The organism is Scandinavium sp. M-37, from assembly GCF_043558715.1.
GTDB lineage: Bacteria > Pseudomonadota > Gammaproteobacteria > Enterobacterales > Enterobacteriaceae > Scandinavium > Scandinavium vulneris_A.
In genome coordinates, this window is record NZ_JBIGIN010000043.1 from 1 (window position 1) to 16,797 (window position 16,797).

Consider the following 16,797-nt stretch of genomic DNA (forward strand, 5'->3'; position numbering starts at 1 on the left):
TCCCCGACCGGGGTTCGACAACTGGCGCCAGCCAGTTGGACAGACCGGACGCTTGCGGACGGGCTGCCCGCAGGGTGAGCGTAGCGAATCAATCCCCCCCTCACCGCCATATTCGAGATGAAAGCTCGTACGAAAGTACGGGCTTTTTTCTTTTATATTCTCCCGACAAGGGGGATGAGAATCCCCGACCGGGTATACAAAACCCGTAGGCCTGATAAGCGAAGCGCCATCAGGCGATAAACATCCCAAAAACAGCAAAGCCCGCATACGCGGGCTTTGATATCGACAAACCAAACTCAGTTATAGGCGTGTAACGTACGCTGGCAGAGCGCGGATCGCACGCAATCCTCTTTGTTAAAGCGAACGACACCGACCATATCGTCCTCTTCAAAACGCGCCAGCGCATCGCTCAGGCCAGACACCACACCCCGCGGTAAGTCACACTGGGTGATGTCACCGTTGACGATGACCGTCACGTTTTCCCCGAGGCGCGTCAGGAACATCTTCATTTGCGCTGCGGTCACGTTCTGGGCCTCGTCCAGAATCACAACCGCGTTTTCAAATGTACGTCCGCGCATATAGGCGAACGGCGCGATCTCTACCTTGCCAATTTCCGGGCGCAGGCAGTATTGCATGAAGGACGCCCCCAGCCTTCTGACCAGTACGTCATAGACCGGGCGGAAATACGGAGCGAACTTCTCGGATATGTCTCCGGGTAAGAAGCCAAGATCTTCATCGGCCTGCAGAACCGGACGGGTAACGATTATCCTCTCCACATCCTTATGAATAAGGGCCTCTGCCGCTTTCGCTGCGCTGATCCAGGTTTTCCCACACCCCGCTTCGCCGGTGGCGAAAATCAGCTGTTTACTCTCGATAGCATTCAGGTAGTGCGCCTGAGCGTCATTGCGCGCTTCAATTGGAGAATGATCACGACTGTCCCTTGCCATGCCAATTGCTTCTACGCCACTCATCTGCACAAGCGAGGTGACCGATTCTTCTTCACGTTGTTTATGACTGCGTGAATCCCGTCTCAGCACACGTTTTGCTTCACGACGAGCTTTGATCACTGCTTTTTGTCTTCCCATGGATAGCACCTTGAGTTGTTGGTCAACATTACACGTGTCCGATTCGACACGATTATGCGCACTAACGTCTGAGGTTTGGCTTCCTTCTAAGCCATTGCTTGCCGGTTGAACAGACGTGATGACGCGACTACGCGCACCGCGCATCACATCGTGGGTGAACTCATTGGTTGCTGTAAAAGAGAGGAATTTTGTGGCGAAGAAATCGCTGCCGGAGGTGAGGCCTCCGCGCTGGCTGGTGCGGTTGGTTTTACGTTTATTATGTCCGGTACAGGACCCACCCATTCGCGATCTCCTAAGTGACGACTTTCACGCACTGCCGGGAACTACCGCTGATGTAATAAGTACATCATGAATTATCATAAATGCAACATATTTTTTACCTAAGGGCAACCGAAGCTATCCTGCCCGGGCGGGCAGGACAGAATATCAGGCTTCCAACAGGCCCTGCGCGAGATAACCGGTGCGGTCTTTCACCCCTGGCAACACAAAGAAGTACCCGCCGCCAATCGGCTTGATGTACTCCTCCAGCGCCTCGCCGTTGAGCCGCTTCTGTACAGCCAGAAACCCTTTTTCAAGATCGTGCTGGAAGCAGACAAACAGCAGCCCCATCTCCAGCTGACCCGAATGAGTCACGCCGAGCGAATAGCTGTAGCCACGACGCATCATCAGGCTGGATTCGGTTTCAGGGGTGCGCGGATTCGCCAACCGAATATGGCTGTCGAGGGCAATCACCTCCCCGGCAGGATCCTTGGCATAGTCCGGCACATCGTGCTCGTGCTGCATCCCCAGCGGGGCGCCGGAATGCTTATCACGCCCGAAAATGGTTTGTTGCTCTTTCAGCGGCGTGCGGTCCCAGAACTCGACGTGGAAGGCGATCACCCGCACCGCCTGGTAGGAACCGCCGGTGGCCCAGGCCGGTTCACCCTGCCCGTGCGTCACCCATACGATGTTGTCCATCAGCTTCGCATCGTGGCTGTCCGGGTTGGCGGTGCCATCCTTGAAGCCCAACAGGTTCACCGGGGTCTCTTTACCTTTGCTGCGCGCAGCGTGGTCAGAGATAAACCCTTCTCGCTTCCAGCGCACGCTCAGTAAATCCGGCGAATGCTTGATGATATCGCGCAGGGCATGAATGACCGTGTCCTGGGTGTTGGCGCAGATTTGCAACAGTAGATCACCATGGCACAGCGCCGCATCCAGCGAATCATTCGGGAAGCGGGTCATGCGCTGGAGTTTTTTTGGCGCATGCGGCGCCAGGCCGTAGCGCTCATCAAACAGCGACTGGCCCACTGACACGGTGATGGTCAGATTATCCGGGGCGATATATGGCCCGAGAATGCCGGAATCCATCGGCGGCAGCCGCGGGTTCGGGGTATCCGGCGCAGGCCCCCCGGTAGTGAGGAAGGCAATGCGGTCGGTCAGCAGTTTGAACAGCCGCGTCAGGTCAGCCTTATCGCTCGCCAGCACGTCAAAGGCCACCAGCATCATCGAGGCCTGCTGAGGGGTCAGCACGCCGGCCTGATGCAGTCCATAAAACGGCTGAGTTTCCATCCGGGCATCCGGCGATAGCGTCCCCGGCGCGCTGTGCGGTTTCGTCGCATGGGCGACCGGGCAACCCCCGGTCAGAGCCAGCGCGCCTCCCAGCGCGCCGATATTTTTCAGTAATCGACGACGGGACGGCTCGGTCACGTCGTGCGGTTTATTCTGTGCCATAACGTCTTAGTCCAGTCCGAGGATCCCACGCAGCTGGGCCAGATCTTCTGCCAGCGTCGTAATTGGCCCTTTCAGCGCATTGCGGTCAGCGTTGGTCAGCTTGTCGTAAGTCTGGTAGCCATCTTTGGTTTTGTACTTCGCCAGAATGGTGTCGACTTTCTTGAAGTTGGCGTCCACTTTCGCCAGCAGCGCGCTGTTGTCTTTCTGCAACTGAGGACGCAACAGGTCGACAATTTTCTGCGCACCGTCAACGTTGGCCTGGAAATCCCACAGGTCGGTATGGCTGTAACGATCTTCTTCTCCGCTGATTTTGCTGGCGGCGACTTCTTCAATCAGGCCCGCTGCACCGCCGACCACTTTTGACGGTGGGAAGGCCAGGTCGCTGATGCGTTTTTGCAGTTCCTGCACATCGCTGTTCAGCTGGGTCGCATAACCGTCCATCCCTTTGGTGGAGTTATCGCCAAACAGGGCTTTCTCCAGACGGTGGAAACCGGTGAATTTCGGGTCTTCCGCTTTCTTCTCATAATCGTCTTCACGGGCATCGATGCTGCCGTCGAGGTCAGAGAACAGCTCCGCGATCGGTTCGATACGCTCGTAGTACTGACGCGTCGGGGCATAAAGGGATTTGGCTTTTTCGATATCACCCGCTTTCACCGCGTCGGTAAAGGCCTGAGTGCCTTTTACCAGTTCGGCGGTTTGGGCGGTCACGTAGGTTTTGTAGGCGGCAATCGCATCGCCGAGGCTCAGCACGGCGTTAGCTTTCGCCGCATCCGCAGTGGCCTCACCTTTTACCACCAGCGTGCCTTTCGGGTTAGTCAGCAGGCCGCAGGTCATTTCATACTGACCCGGCTGCAGGTTGGCGGTCATTTTCTGGGTGAAGCCCGGGGCGATATTTTCACGCTCTTCTACCACCATCACCCCTTTGAGGATTTCCCACTCCAGCGCTTTCTGGCTATGGTTCTGAATGATGAACTGGGTTTTGCCCGCATTGACGGTGATGTTCATCGGTTCACACTGTTTGTCAGTGACCGTGACCTTCACCTGCGGAATATCGGCGGCCTGCGAGGCAAAGGCGGAGGAAAACAGCGCAGCCATGCCCAGCTGCAGCGCACTACGGCGGAAATTAATCGTCATGACCCATCCCTTTTAAAAAGTATGTTGTAACTAAAAGCCAATCGTTATGGTGCCTATCACGCCGTCCGGGAAGGACGTGTTTCAGCGCGAGGCGGCAGTGCGAACAGCACCAGCGCCGGGATCAGATAGATAAAGTACACCGCCACTTCGCTGACGCTGGGCGCTTCCTGGTAGCCGAAAATGCCTTCCAGCAGCGTGCCGAACAGCGTGTGAGTGGAGAGCGTGGTGCTGAAATCAAACGCCACGTCCTGGAAATGGTTCCACAGACCGGCCTCGTGGAAGGCACGGATCGCCCCCGCCGCCAGCCCGGCCGCCACCAGCAGAATAAACAGGCTGGTCCATTTGAAGAACGCACCGAGATTGAGTCGAATCCCGCCCCAGTAAATCATAAAGCCGAGCACTACCGCAGTCGCCAGGCCGAGTATCGCCCCGAGCGGCGGCCAGATGCCAAGATCCTGCTGGAATGCCGCCAACAGGAAGAACACCGACTCCAGGCCTTCACGCGCCACGGCGAAAAATACCATCAGGATCAGCGCCCAGCCGTGGCTATTGCCTTTCTGCAACGCGTTATCCACCGCGTCTTCCAGCTGCTGCTTCACGTTGCGCGACACTTTGCGCATCCAGAACACCATCCAGGTCAGGATCAACACCGCGATCACCGCCACGATACCCTCGAACATTTCCTGCACTTTCTGCGGAAATTCACCGGTGGTTTCGTTGATGAAAATGCCCAGACCCAGACACAGGGCGGCGGCGAGCACAACGCCAATCCACATCACGCCAATCCAGCGGCCGCGCTGCGTGCGTTTCAGATAGCTGGCAATCAGGCTAACAATCAGCGCTGCCTCCAGCCCTTCGCGTAACATAATGAGAAATGGAACAAACATGCCTGAAACCCTTCAGTGTGAACCGCAGTCAATCGATGCAAAGTTTCGTAAATATGAGTGATAGTGATTATCATTACGGCACAAAGAAACACAAGTGAAATGTACGGAGAATGATGTCAGGTTGTAAAAGATTGCTGCGGTTATCGTTATCGTGCGAAGTAAAATCTATAAGCTTATTAACAGGTAATCGTTTACGCTGCCGCTGCGCTGTGGCTAAATATGCCTCCCGTTTACCTGTAAATTGACTGAAATGGCCAATATTCTTCACTTCCTGCTGGCGCTGGTGGTTATCCTTGCCCTTGCCTGGCTGGTCAGCTTTGACCGCAAAAAAATCCGTATTCGCTATATCGCGCAGCTCGTTATTATTGAAATTGCGCTGGCGTTCTTTTTCCTGCACGCCGAAAGCGGTTTAGTCCTGATTAAATCCGTGTCGGGGGTATTTGAATCGCTGCTTAAATTCTCGGCAGAAGGCAGTAACTTCGTCTTCGGGGGCATGAGTGATAAAGGCCTAGCGTTTATTTTCTTAGGCGTGCTGTGTCCGATTATCTTTATTTCCGCGCTGATCGGTATTCTCCAGCACTGGCGTATTCTGCCGATTTTCATTCGGGTCATTGGCACGCTGCTGTCGAAAGTCAACGGCATGGGCAAGCTCGAATCCTTTAACGCAGTGAGTTCGATTATCCTCGGCCAATCGGAAAACTTCATTGCCTACAAAGGCGTGCTCTCCGATCTCTCCTCTCGTCGTCTGTTCACCATGGCGGCCACCGCGATGTCGACGGTATCGCTCTCGATTGTCGGTGCGTACATGACCATGCTCGACGCGAAATATGTGGTCGCGGCGCTGATCCTCAATATGTTCAGCACCTTCATTATCCTGTCGGTGATTAACCCGACGCGCCCGGATGCCGAAGCGGAAATTAAACTCGAGAAGCTGCACGAATCGCAGAGTTTCTTTGAAATGCTCGGGGAATATATTCTCGCCGGTTTCAAAGTGGCGATGATTATTCTGGCGATGCTGATTGGCTTTATTGCCCTGATTAGCGCGGTGAACGCACTGTTCTCCACGGTATTCGGCCTGAGCTTCCAGCAGATCCTCGGGTACGTCTTCTATCCGCTGGCGTGGCTGATTGGTATTCCACTCAGCGATGCGCTGAACGCGGGCAGCATCATGGCGACCAAACTGGTGGCCAACGAGTTTGTGGCGATGATCGAGCTGCAAAAAATTGCCGCCCAGATGACCCCGCGCGGCTTAGGGATCCTGTCGGTGTTCCTGGTGTCGTTCGCGAACTTTGCCTCTATCGGCATTGTGGCGGGGGCGATTAAGGGGCTGAACGAGAAACAGGGCAACGCGGTATCCCGCTTTGGTCTGCGCCTGGTGTACGGCGCGACGCTGGTAAGTTTGCTGTCGGCAAGCTTTGCCGGGTTGTTCCTGTAAGCAGATAACTGCCCGGCGGCTCTGGCAATAATCTGCCAAGAGACCGCCGGGTCAGCACTCGCGAAGAGCATTGTTAGTTGTTGTCCTCCTGACGGCGCAGCAGGTCGTTAACGGCCCGGATGGCCAAAGAATACCCCTCCGCTCCCATGCCGCAAATCACTGCGTTGACCGCACCAGACATAATTGAGTGTCGATGCAGTTCATCCCGTGCATGAATGTTCGACAAATGCAGTTCAATCAGCGGCGTGTGGATCACCTTCAGGGCATCAAGCACCGGAATCGAATGAAACGAGAAGCCAGCCGGGTTGATAATCACGGCAGCCCCCTCCTCGAAGGCTTCTTGAATCCAGTCAACCATCACGCCTTCATGGTTGGTCTGGCGGAAATCACATACCAAATCAAGTTCTCCGGCCAGTTGTTCACTGCGTTGGCGTATCTGCTCGAGCGTGGTGTGCCCATAAATGTGCGGTTCACGACGACCCAGCAAGTTCAGGTTAGGGCCGTTAAGGATGAAGACGGTGCGGTTCATGGTCGTCCTGTTGTGTTATTTGAAAAGATGGCTGAGCGGGAGTCGCATCCGTGTCGGGTGCTGCAACGGTATTCAGGTTGATGCCACGGGTTTCAGGACCGATGAGGATCATGGCCAGCGAGATCAGATTAATTACGGCGCACAGCGTCACCAAAGGCCACGGCGAGTTGTTCGACTGACTCATCAGCCACACGGCAATCATTGGCATCGGACCACCGATCAGCAGGTTGGCGCCGGTGTAAGCCAGTGCGGAACCCGAATAACGGACCTGGGTCGGGAACCCTTCAGCGAAGGCCACTGGCTGGATACCGCTCTGAAACTGGGTGAAGCCCAAAAATAACCCCATGATGGCCATGATGGCGGCGACGTTGAGCGTATTAAGAATCGGGAAATAGACGAACAGGATCAGCAATGTCATGCATGAACCAAACGCCAGCGCCTTTTTACGGCCCCATCGATCTGACAAATAGCCCCCCGCCAGCGCGCCGAAAATCGCGCACATGTTAGCCACCATCAATGACATAAAGCCTGTCGACTGGCTAAAACCCAGGTGCTTGGTCAGATAGCTGAGGGAGAAGATCACTATCAAATAGAACAGCGCGGCTGGCGAGCAGAAGAAAAACATCAGGCGCAGGATGGTTTTGTAGTGGCTGCTCACAGCAGATTTGAGCGGGCTTTGTTCCTGCTTGACCGGGGTCTTTTTCAAGGCGATGAATGCCGGGGTTTCATCAACTTTCAGCCGGATAAAGATTGCCACCACCACCAGTACGAAACTCATGACGAAGGGGATTCGCCATCCGTAGCTTTCGAACTGTTCGCTTGAAAGTGTCGCGGCCAGCCCCATCAATACGCCGTTGGCTAATATCTGACTCAGAGGTGAACACAAGCCGAGCAGCCCCGAATAACGTCCGCGTCGGTCTGGAGATGCGTGCTCCAGCGCCATCAGTTGTGCCCCGGTCGACTCACCGCCCAGTGCGAAGCCTTGAATGATCCGCAGCAGAACGAGAAGGATCGGAGCCCAAATGCCAACCTGCGCATAAGTCGGCAACAGGCCCATCAGTACTGATGCCAGCCCCATCAGGGTGACGGTAGCCAGCATCAGGTTGCGGCGGCCCAATTTGTCACCGAGGTAGCCACAGGTAATCGCCCCCAGCGGGCGAGCAGCCAGACCCACACCGAAGGTTGCAAGCGAAGCGAGCAGGCCAGCGGTCGGTTCCATCGCCGGGAAAAACAGTTTAGGTAGAATGGTGGCTGAAACCGCGCCATACAGCGTGAAGTCAAACCATTCCAAAGCAGTGCCAATGGTTGCGGCGGTCACGGCTTTTCGGGGCATATGTAAATCATGACTCTCGTTGCTTGTTGTGTTCATAGAGGTGTTTGTCCTTTATTTTTATGCGTGCAGGTAGGATTTCCATACAACTCCGTTCCGGCATAGGGCGGGCAAGAAACGTCGAAGTAAATAGACATTAGCGCATCCCCTCTACAGAATAATTATCAAAATTACGATAAATCGATAAGCTAACCTTATTAAGGTGGACCATGGAACTGCGTCATTTGAAAGCCTTCACTGTCGCCGCTGATTTGCAGCACTTCAGCAAGGCGGCCGAACAATTGGGCATTGCGCAACCAGCACTGAGCCAATTAATGCGAACACTGGAGTCCGAGCTGGGTCTGGCTCTGTTTCGCCGGGAAAACCGGGGGGTGGTATTGACCGCTGCCGGCGAGGCGTTTTTGCCCCATGCACGGCAGTCCATCGAGTCCAGTAAACTGGCGATAGCCGCTGCCGGGAGAGCCCGGCGTGGAGAGGTGGGCGAACTCAATATCGGCTATCACTCAGCGTTGTTCGAGGCCCATCTTCCGCAATTACTGCGGCATTACTTCAGCTCCTTCCCGGAAGTCAAAGTGTCGCTGGTGGACGCGGGTATTAGCACGCAATTCGACATGTTGCTGAACCACACCCTCGACCTGGCCTTTGCCAGGGTGTTTAAAGATCACCTACCGGACCGTCTGCGGACCCATCAATTCAGCCGGTCCAGGCTGGTTTTGCTCATCCCAGACAACCATGAACTGGCGGAGAGTTTTACTGGCGACCTGTCGACGCTGCGCCATGAGAAATTCGTGTTTTTGCAAGACGCTGCGGGCATCGGCCTGACCTCACACACCCTACAGGCGTGCCGACAAAATCACTTGCATCCCGAGAACATAATGTACGTCCCGTCGTTGATGAGTATTCCCGGGTTGGTAGCCGCAGGGATTGGACTGAGTATCGTGCCTGAAACAGTCACGGGTTTAACCATGCCCGGGATACGGATTGTGCCCTTAGCACAACCGGAAATGGTCAGTGATTTGTTATTGATTTCGAGGATTGATGAGCGTTCAAGCGCGGTACAGCACTTTATCAATGAAGCCCATGGCTGGGTTGATAAGGTCTAATATGGTGCGGGTTTACTGATAATTAGCGGGAGTCCCTCAGGGGGATTTCCCGCCATTTTCTTTAGAACTGCACGCACACCGGCTGGTCAACGCGCATCACCGATTCCTGCGCAAAGCGGGATTTATAGACCCCACGCAGGGCTTCGATATTGCTTTCGCTCTGCGCATCCTTGCCATGAATCAGCATCAGCGCCTTGCTCTGCTCACGCGCCACTGTGCCGTTATTGCCGAGCCACTGTCCGCGCGCATCAAACACCGTCAGGCCGTCTTTGAAGCGCGGCGTGACGTCGTTATCAACAAACTGCTGCCACTCCTGGGCCGTGATGTCTTTCCCGGCCGGGCGGCTCAGGCCGAAGAACAGCGTGGTTTGCTGCATCTGGTTTTCCGCTTTGCAGCTTTGCGTGTCTGCGCCTGATTTTTGCGAGGGTGCCGTACACCCGCTGAGGGCGAACGCCAACGCGATGGCGGCGTATCCCATTTTCATGTTGCTTGTCATTGCCTGCTATCCTCATTGTTTTTTGCTGGAAGATATCAGCGCATTTTCAGGTAATTAGCAAGCAAAAAGCCCGCTGACGCGGGCTTGTGAAGGAGGGACGCTTATTCAGGCTGTAAGCGTGACGGAGGCGCTGAATGGTAATGCGCATCCGCTTCGGCAAAGCGTTGTTGCATCGTCGCCGACGGGGCTTTGCCCAGCAGGCTAAAGACCACAATCCCGATGCTGCCAAAGATGAAACCAGGGATGATTTCATACAGGCCCAACCAACCGAACTGTTTCCAGACGATAACGGTCACAGCCCCAATCACCATTCCCGCCAGTGCTCCGTTGCGGGTCATACGTGACCACAGCACCGAGAACAGTACGACCGGGCCAAACGCCGCCCCGAAACCAGCCCAGGCGTAGCTCACCAGGCCCAGCACGCGGTTTTCCGGGTTTGCTGCCAGAGCAATCGCCACCAGCGCAACCACCAACACCATCAGACGCCCCACCCAGACCAGCTCTTTCTGGCTGGCACCTTTACGCAGGAACGCCTTGTACAGGTCTTCGGTAATCGCACTGGAACACACCAGCAGCTGGCAGCTCAGGGTCGACATTACCGCGGCCAGAATCGCCGATAGCAGGATGCCAGCAATCCACGGGTTGAACAGGATTTGCGCCAGTTCGATAAACACCCGTTCAGCGTTCTGGTTCACCGCTCCCGCCAGATCCGCGTGCGTATTAAAGAAGGCGATACCGAAGAAGCCCACCGAGACCGCACCCGCCAGACACAGAATCATCCACGTCATACTGATCCGACGCGCATGCACGATGCTGTGGTGAGATTCCGCCGCCATGAAACGCGCCAGAATGTGCGGCTGACCGAAGTAGCCCAGGCCCCAACCCATCAGCGAGATGATCGCCACAAAATTCAGGCCTTTGAGCATGTCGACGTTTTCGATGCTCTTTTGCTTAATCACTTCCAGCGAATCGCCGAAGCCGCCGACGGTGATAATCACAATCACCGGGGTCAGGATCAGGGCGAAAATCATCAGACTCGCCTGCACGGTGTCCGTCCAGCTCACGGCCAGGAAGCCACCGACGAAGGTATAGAGGATAGTTGCCGCCGCCCCAGCCCACAGTGCGGTTTCGTAGCTCATGCCGAAGGTGCTTTCAAAGAGACGCGCCCCCGCCACAATGCCCGACGCACAATAGATGGTGAAGAACAGCAGGATCACCAGCGCGGAGATAATACGCAGCACGCGGCTTTTATCTTCGAAGCGACCGGTAAAGTAGTCCGGCAGCGTCAGGGCGTTATTGTTGACTTCGGTGTGCACGCGCAGACGCCCGGCCACCAGCTTCCAGTTAATCCATGCCCCGACACACAGGCCAATGGCAATCCAGCTTTCGGAAATCCCGGAGATGAAAATCGCGCCCGGCAGCCCCATCAGCAGCCAGCCGCTCATATCGGACGCACCAGCAGACAGCGCGGTAACAAAAGGGCCCAGACTGCGGCCACCTAAAATATAATCATCGAAATTTTTGGTGTTACGCCAAGCAATAAATCCAATCAGGATCATGCCAAATATATAAACCAAAAAGGTCACCATCATCGGTGTGCTGATAGCCATTAATAATCTCCAGAATAACGCTGTTTTTTTTCCCTTTACCGGAACGAAGTATCGGGTTCTTAGCTACGGCCGGTGCGTATCCTGCCGTATGCGGAATTTATTCACAAACGATTTAACACTGCATTTACAGATAATACATCCCGTCAACAGGATCAATTTCCTATAGGTTGCACTCGCTCACGCTTTTATCGGTTGCACCCTGCAAAAGTGTTAAGCGCCGCATAAAACCGGGCTTCTTCACAATAACGATGTTCATTTTTCAATGTTAAAAAGATTTAACAGGTCATTGCTTTTCCTGATTGCTGGCCAGGTCACACTTAACACGGTTGCACAAAGTTGCAACATGATAGATATTTCTGTGCAACTCAATAACGCAGCAGCAAAGAACAATGGGAGTAACTGGCATGGGCAGCACCACCATGGGCGTAAAACTGGACGACGCCACGCGCGAACGCATTAAAAGCGCGGCAACCCGCATTGACCGCACGCCGCACTGGCTGATTAAACAAGCGATCTTTAATTATCTGGAAAAGCTGGAAAACGACGAAGCGTTACCGGAACTGCCTGCCCTGCTCTCTGGTGCGGCAAATGAAAGCGACGAAGGCGTGATTCAGGTTGAGGAAACGCCACAGCCGTTCCTCGAATTTGCCGAGCAGATCCTGCCGCAGTCGGTGACCCGGTCGGCCATTACCGCCGCCTGGCGTCGGGCCGAAACCGACGCGGTGCCAATGCTACTGGAGCAGGCACGTCTGCCGCAAAACGTGGCCGAAGAAGCGCACAAGCTGGCGTATCAGCTGGCTGAAAAACTGCGTAACCAGAAAACCGCCAGCGGTCGCGCGGGCATGGTGCAGAGCCTGTTGCAGGAATTTTCCCTCTCCTCACAGGAAGGCGTGGCGCTGATGTGCCTGGCCGAAGCGCTGCTGCGTATCCCTGACAAAGCCACCCGCGATGCGCTGATCCGCGACAAAATCAGCAACGGCAACTGGCAGTCACACATTGGCCGCAGCCCGTCGCTGTTCGTGAACGCCGCCACCTGGGGCCTGTTGTTCACCGGCAAACTGGTGTCGACCCATAACGAAGCCAGCCTGTCGCGATCCCTGAACCGCATTATTGGTAAGAGCGGCGAACCGCTGATCCGCAAAGGCGTGGACATGGCGATGCGCCTGATGGGCGAACAGTTCGTCACCGGGGAAACCATCTCCGAAGCGCTGGCCAATGCCCGTAAGCTGGAAGACAAAGGCTTCCGCTACTCCTACGATATGCTGGGTGAAGCCGCGCTGACCGCCGCCGACGCGCAGGCGTATATGGTTTCTTATCAGCAGGCGATCCACTCGATTGGGAAAGCTTCCAACGGGCGCGGGATTTATGAAGGCCCGGGGATTTCCATTAAGCTGTCGGCGCTGCACCCGCGCTACAGCCGCGCCCAGTATGACCGGGTGATGGAAGAACTTTACCCACGTCTGAAATCCCTGACCCTGCTGGCACGCCAGTACGATATCGGTATCAACATTGACGCCGAAGAAGCCGACCGCCTGGAGATCTCCCTCGATCTGCTGGAAAAACTGTGCTTCGAGCCAGAACTGGCGGGCTGGAACGGCATCGGCTTCGTGATTCAGGCCTACATGAAGCGCTGTCCGTTCGTGATTGACTACCTGATCGATCTCGCCACCCGCAGCCGTCGTCGCCTGATGATCCGTCTGGTAAAAGGCGCGTACTGGGACAGCGAAATCAAACGCGCGCAAATGGATGGGCTCGAAGGTTATCCGGTGTATACCCGCAAGGTGTATACCGACGTGTCCTACCTCGCCTGCGCCAAAAAACTGCTGGCGGTGCCGAACCTGATTTATCCGCAGTTCGCCACCCACAACGCCCACACCCTGGCGGCGATTTATCAGCTGGCGGGCCAGAACTACTATCCGGGTCAGTATGAGTTCCAGTGCCTGCACGGTATGGGCGAACCGCTGTACGAGCAGGTGGTCGGGAAAATTGCCGAGGGCAAACTGAACCGTCCGTGCCGTATTTATGCCCCGGTTGGCACCCACGAAACGCTGCTGGCGTATCTGGTGCGTCGTCTGCTGGAAAACGGGGCCAACACCTCGTTTGTTAACCGCATCGCCGACACCACCCTGCCGCTGGATGAGCTGGTTGCCGACCCGGTGAGCGCGGTGGAAAAACTCGCCCAACAGGAAGGTCAGGCCGGGCTGCCGCATCCGAAAATCCCGCTACCGCGCGATTTGTACGGCGAAGGGCGGGACAACTCTGCCGGGCTGGATCTGGCGAACGAACACCGTCTGGCGTCGCTCTCGTCATCGCTGCTCAATAGCGCCCTGCAAAAATGGCAGTCAAAACCGATTCTGGAACAGCCGACCGAAGACGGCGATATGCAGCCGGTTATTAACCCGGCGGAGCCAAAAGATGTGGTCGGCTACACCCGGGATGCCACCGAGCGCGAAGTGGAACAGGCCCTCACCAACGCGGTGAACAATGCGCCTATCTGGTTCGCTACCCCGCCGCAGGAGCGCGCCGCGATTCTGGAACGCGCCGCGGTGTTGATGGAAGGTCAGATGCAGCAGTTGATGGGCATCCTGGTGCGCGAAGCGGGCAAAACCTTTAGCAACGCCATCGCCGAAGTGCGTGAAGCGGTCGATTTCCTGCATTACTACGCCGGGCAGGTGCGCGACGATTTCGCCAACGAAACCCATCGCCCGCTTGGCCCGGTGGTGTGCATCAGCCCGTGGAACTTCCCGCTGGCGATTTTCACCGGACAAATTGCCGCCGCCCTCGCCGCCGGGAACAGCGTGCTGGCCAAACCGGCGGAGCAAACGCCGCTGATTGCCGCCCAGGGGATCAACATTCTGCTGGAAGCGGGCGTACCCGCAGGCGTGGTGCAACTCCTGCCGGGCCGGGGCGAAACCGTCGGGGCGCAGTTGACCTCTGACAGCCGCGTGCGCGGGGTGATGTTTACCGGTTCCACCGACGTGGCCACCCTGCTGCAACGCAATATTGCCAGCCGGCTTGATCCGCAGGGGCGTCCAACGCCGCTGATCGCCGAAACCGGCGGTATGAACGCGATGATTGTCGACTCGTCAGCCCTGACCGAACAGGTGGTGGTGGACGTGGTGGCCTCGGCGTTCGACAGTGCCGGGCAGCGCTGTTCTGCCCTGCGCGTCCTGTGCTTGCAGGATGAAATTGCCGACCACACCCTGACCATGCTGAAAGGCGCGATGGCGGAATGTCGAATGGGCAATCCAGGCCGTATGACCACTGACATCGGCCCGGTGATTGATGCCGAAGCGAAGGGCAATATCGAGCGTCATATTCAGGCCCTGCGTGCTAAAGGCCGTCCGGTGTTCCAGGCGGTGCGCGATAACAGCGACGATCGCCGGGAATGGGCGCACGGGACATTTGTGCCGCCAACGCTTATCGAACTGGACAGTTTTGATGAGCTGCAAAAAGAGGTGTTCGGACCGGTGCTGCACGTGGTCCGCTATCGCCGCAACGAACTGCCCGCGCTGGTCTCGCAGATTAACGCCTCCGGCTACGGCCTGACATTAGGGGTGCATACCCGTATCGACGAAACCATCGCTCAGGTCACGGGCAGCGCTCACGTCGGCAACCTGTACGTCAACCGCAACATGGTAGGGGCGGTAGTCGGGGTACAACCGTTTGGCGGGGAAGGATTATCCGGCACCGGGCCAAAAGCCGGGGGACCGATGTATCTGTATCGCCTGCTGTCGAGCCGCCCGGACGATGCACTGCTCACTACCCTCAACCGTCAGGATGCCGATCACCCGGTTGATGCTCAGCTGAAAACGCTGCTCGAACAGCCTCTGATGGCATTGCGCGAGTGGGCTGGCAGCCGTCCGGCGCTGAAAACCCTGTGCGATCGTTATGGCGAACTGGCCCAGGCGGGAACCCAGCGTCTGCTGCCTGGCCCGACCGGGGAACGCAACAGCTGGACGCTGATGCCGCGCGAACGCGTGCTATGTCTGGCGGATAGCGAAGACGACGCGCTGACGCAACTCGCCGCCGTGACTGCCGTCGGCAGCGAAGTGCTGTGGCCGGATGAAAGCCTGCACCGCACGCTGGTTAAACAGTTGCCGAAAGCGGTGAGCGAGCGGATTCGTTTCGCCAAACGCGAGCAGATTACCGGGGAAGATTTTGACGCGGTTATCTACCACGGTGACTCCGATCAGCTGCGCGAGCTGTGCCAGCAGGTGGCGGCCCGCGACGGGGCTATCATCTCTGTGCAGGGCTTCGCCCGCGGCGAAACCAACCTGCTGCTGGAACGTCTGTACGTTGAACGCTCGCTGAGCGTCAACACCGCTGCAGCCGGGGGCAACGCCAGCCTGATGACAATCGGTTAAGGTTGTGATTAATTAGGGGCAACGCGCCCCTGTAGGCCCGGTACGCGACAGCGCCACCGGGCTTTTTTTTGGAGAAAACACGATGAAATTGAGTATTATCGCCGCTGCCGCACTGCTTATCAGCACCTCCGTTCTGGCGGAAGATTGTGACAATGCCACCTCACAGGCTGCACTGAACGCGTGCGCCAGCAACGACTATAAAAAGCAGGATGACCTGCTGAATCAGACCTACAAAGAGGCGATGAAACTCGCCACCGACACGCAGAAAACCCAGCTCAAAGCGGCGCAAAAGGCGTGGATTGCTTTTCGAGATGCCGACTGCGCGTTTTTAACCTCCGGCGCTGACGGCGCATCCGTCGCCCCGATGGTTCACGCGCAGTGCATGACTGACAAAACCCGCGAACGCACCGAGCTGCTGAAGAGCACCCTCAGCTGTGAAGAAGGCGATGTGAGCTGCGTTTTCCCCCCGCGCTAACGCAGGCGGATCCCTTCGATTATCATGCGCTGCACGTTCTCCACCGTTTGCTGGAAGAAGGTTTCATCGCGCAACGTTTTACCGGTGACCGCCTCCACCTGCGTGGAAAAATCCGCGTAGTGCTGGGTGGCGGCCCAAATCATGAAGATCAGATGATTAGGGTCGATCGGGGCCAGTTTTCCCTCGCTGACCCAGGCCGAAATAATCGCCGATTTTTCATCGACCAATGATTTCAAATCCCCTGTCAGCTCTGCCATTAACAGCGGCGCACCCTGCAACATCTCAAGGCAGAACAGCCGTGAAGCTTCCGGGTGATCGCGGGAGACTTCCAGCTTGAGGCGAATGTATTCGCCAATCGCCGCCAGCGGGGTGAACTCCTGGCGAAAGGCGCGCAGCGGGGCCAGCCAGATATCGAGGATATTGCGCATTACCGCAACATACAGCGCTTCTTTCGACGGGTAGTAATAGAGCAGATTGGTTTTTGACACCCCCGCCTGCTCCGCCACCTGCTCCAGCCGGGTGCCGTGAATGCCGAATTGCGAGAAGGTGTTTAACGCCGCCGTCAGAATGGCTTCTCGTTTGGCGCTCACCGCCTGGCTACGTTTCCCGGTTTTCTTGCCAGTTGTCTGCCCCATC

At 56.5% G+C, this 16,797-nt stretch carries 13 protein-coding genes; 4 read left to right on the forward strand and 9 right to left on the reverse strand.

Annotation, left to right across the window (positions count from 1 at the left end; all coding sequences use genetic code 11):
- Positions 1-296: 296 nt before the first annotated feature.
- The 4 genes from phoH to efeU form a co-directional block, all read right to left on the reverse strand.
- Positions 297-1,085 (reverse strand): phosphate starvation-inducible protein PhoH, encoded by a 789-nt coding sequence (gene phoH / locus ACG0Z5_RS21300; RefSeq protein WP_319629914.1) that lies wholly within the window; start codon positions 1,083-1,085, stop codon positions 297-299.
- Between the two features lie 426 nt (positions 1,086-1,511).
- Positions 1,512-2,795 carry an iron uptake transporter deferrochelatase/peroxidase subunit gene (gene efeB / locus ACG0Z5_RS21305; RefSeq protein ID WP_394450964.1) on the reverse strand — a complete coding sequence of 428 codons (1,284 nt, stop codon included), beginning with the start codon at positions 2,793-2,795 and terminating at the stop codon, positions 1,512-1,514.
- 6 nt (positions 2,796-2,801) lie between these two features.
- Positions 2,802-3,929, reverse strand: a complete 1,128-nt coding sequence (efeO, locus tag ACG0Z5_RS21310; RefSeq protein ID WP_394450966.1) for an iron uptake system protein EfeO — start codon at positions 3,927-3,929, stop codon at positions 2,802-2,804.
- Between the two features lie 56 nt (positions 3,930-3,985).
- The gene (gene efeU, locus ACG0Z5_RS21315; RefSeq protein ID WP_394450968.1) at positions 3,986-4,816 is read right to left on the reverse strand and encodes an iron uptake transporter permease EfeU; all 831 of its coding nucleotides are present in this window, start codon (positions 4,814-4,816) and stop codon (positions 3,986-3,988) included.
- A 250-nt stretch (positions 4,817-5,066) separates the two neighbouring features.
- On the opposite strand from efeU, the gene ACG0Z5_RS21320 reads away from it, so the two are divergent.
- Complete coding sequence (locus ACG0Z5_RS21320; protein WP_319629910.1) at positions 5,067-6,251, forward strand: NupC/NupG family nucleoside CNT transporter; 1,185 nt, start codon at positions 5,067-5,069, stop codon at positions 6,249-6,251.
- Between the two features lie 73 nt (positions 6,252-6,324).
- On the opposite strand, the gene ACG0Z5_RS21325 is transcribed toward ACG0Z5_RS21320, so the two are convergent.
- Positions 6,325-6,780, reverse strand: coding sequence for a type II 3-dehydroquinate dehydratase (locus tag ACG0Z5_RS21325; protein ID WP_394450970.1), 456 nt, complete (start codon positions 6,778-6,780; stop codon positions 6,325-6,327).
- On the reverse strand, positions 6,755-8,149 hold the full coding sequence (locus ACG0Z5_RS21330; protein WP_394450971.1) for an MFS transporter: 1,395 nt from the start codon (positions 8,147-8,149) through the stop codon (positions 6,755-6,757). The genes ACG0Z5_RS21325 and ACG0Z5_RS21330 overlap by 26 nt, the downstream gene beginning before the upstream one ends.
- 170 nt (positions 8,150-8,319) lie before the next feature.
- Between ACG0Z5_RS21330 and ACG0Z5_RS21335 the strand changes: the two genes are divergently transcribed.
- Positions 8,320-9,213, forward strand: a complete 894-nt coding sequence (locus ACG0Z5_RS21335; protein ID WP_394450973.1) for a LysR family transcriptional regulator — start codon at positions 8,320-8,322, stop codon at positions 9,211-9,213.
- Positions 9,214-9,274: 61 nt separating this feature from the next.
- Here ACG0Z5_RS21335 and ACG0Z5_RS21340 read toward each other — a convergent pair whose 3' ends face one another.
- Together ACG0Z5_RS21340 and putP are read right to left on the reverse strand one after the other, a co-directional pair.
- Positions 9,275-9,697, reverse strand: a complete 423-nt coding sequence (locus ACG0Z5_RS21340) for a DUF3574 domain-containing protein (protein WP_394450998.1) — start codon at positions 9,695-9,697, stop codon at positions 9,275-9,277.
- A gap of 113 nt (positions 9,698-9,810) precedes the next feature.
- Positions 9,811-11,319 (reverse strand): sodium/proline symporter PutP, encoded by a 1,509-nt coding sequence (gene putP, locus ACG0Z5_RS21345; protein ID WP_394450974.1) that lies wholly within the window; start codon positions 11,317-11,319, stop codon positions 9,811-9,813.
- A 404-nt stretch (positions 11,320-11,723) separates the two neighbouring features.
- On the opposite strand from putP, the gene putA reads away from it, so the two are divergent.
- Together putA and ACG0Z5_RS21355 are read left to right on the forward strand one after the other, a co-directional pair.
- A complete protein-coding gene (gene putA, locus ACG0Z5_RS21350) occupies positions 11,724-15,686 on the forward strand; it encodes a trifunctional transcriptional regulator/proline dehydrogenase/L-glutamate gamma-semialdehyde dehydrogenase (protein ID WP_394450999.1) in 3,963 nt (1,320 codons plus the stop codon).
- Positions 15,687-15,768: 82 nt separating this feature from the next.
- Complete coding sequence (locus ACG0Z5_RS21355; RefSeq protein ID WP_394450975.1) at positions 15,769-16,161, forward strand: lysozyme inhibitor LprI family protein; 393 nt, start codon at positions 15,769-15,771, stop codon at positions 16,159-16,161.
- Here the strand turns inward: ACG0Z5_RS21355 and rutR are convergent.
- Positions 16,158-16,796, reverse strand: coding sequence for an HTH-type transcriptional regulator RutR (gene rutR / locus ACG0Z5_RS21360; protein WP_394450976.1), 639 nt, complete (start codon positions 16,794-16,796; stop codon positions 16,158-16,160). The two genes, ACG0Z5_RS21355 and rutR, sit on opposite strands and share 4 nt — an antisense overlap.
- Position 16,797 lies beyond the last annotated feature (1 nt).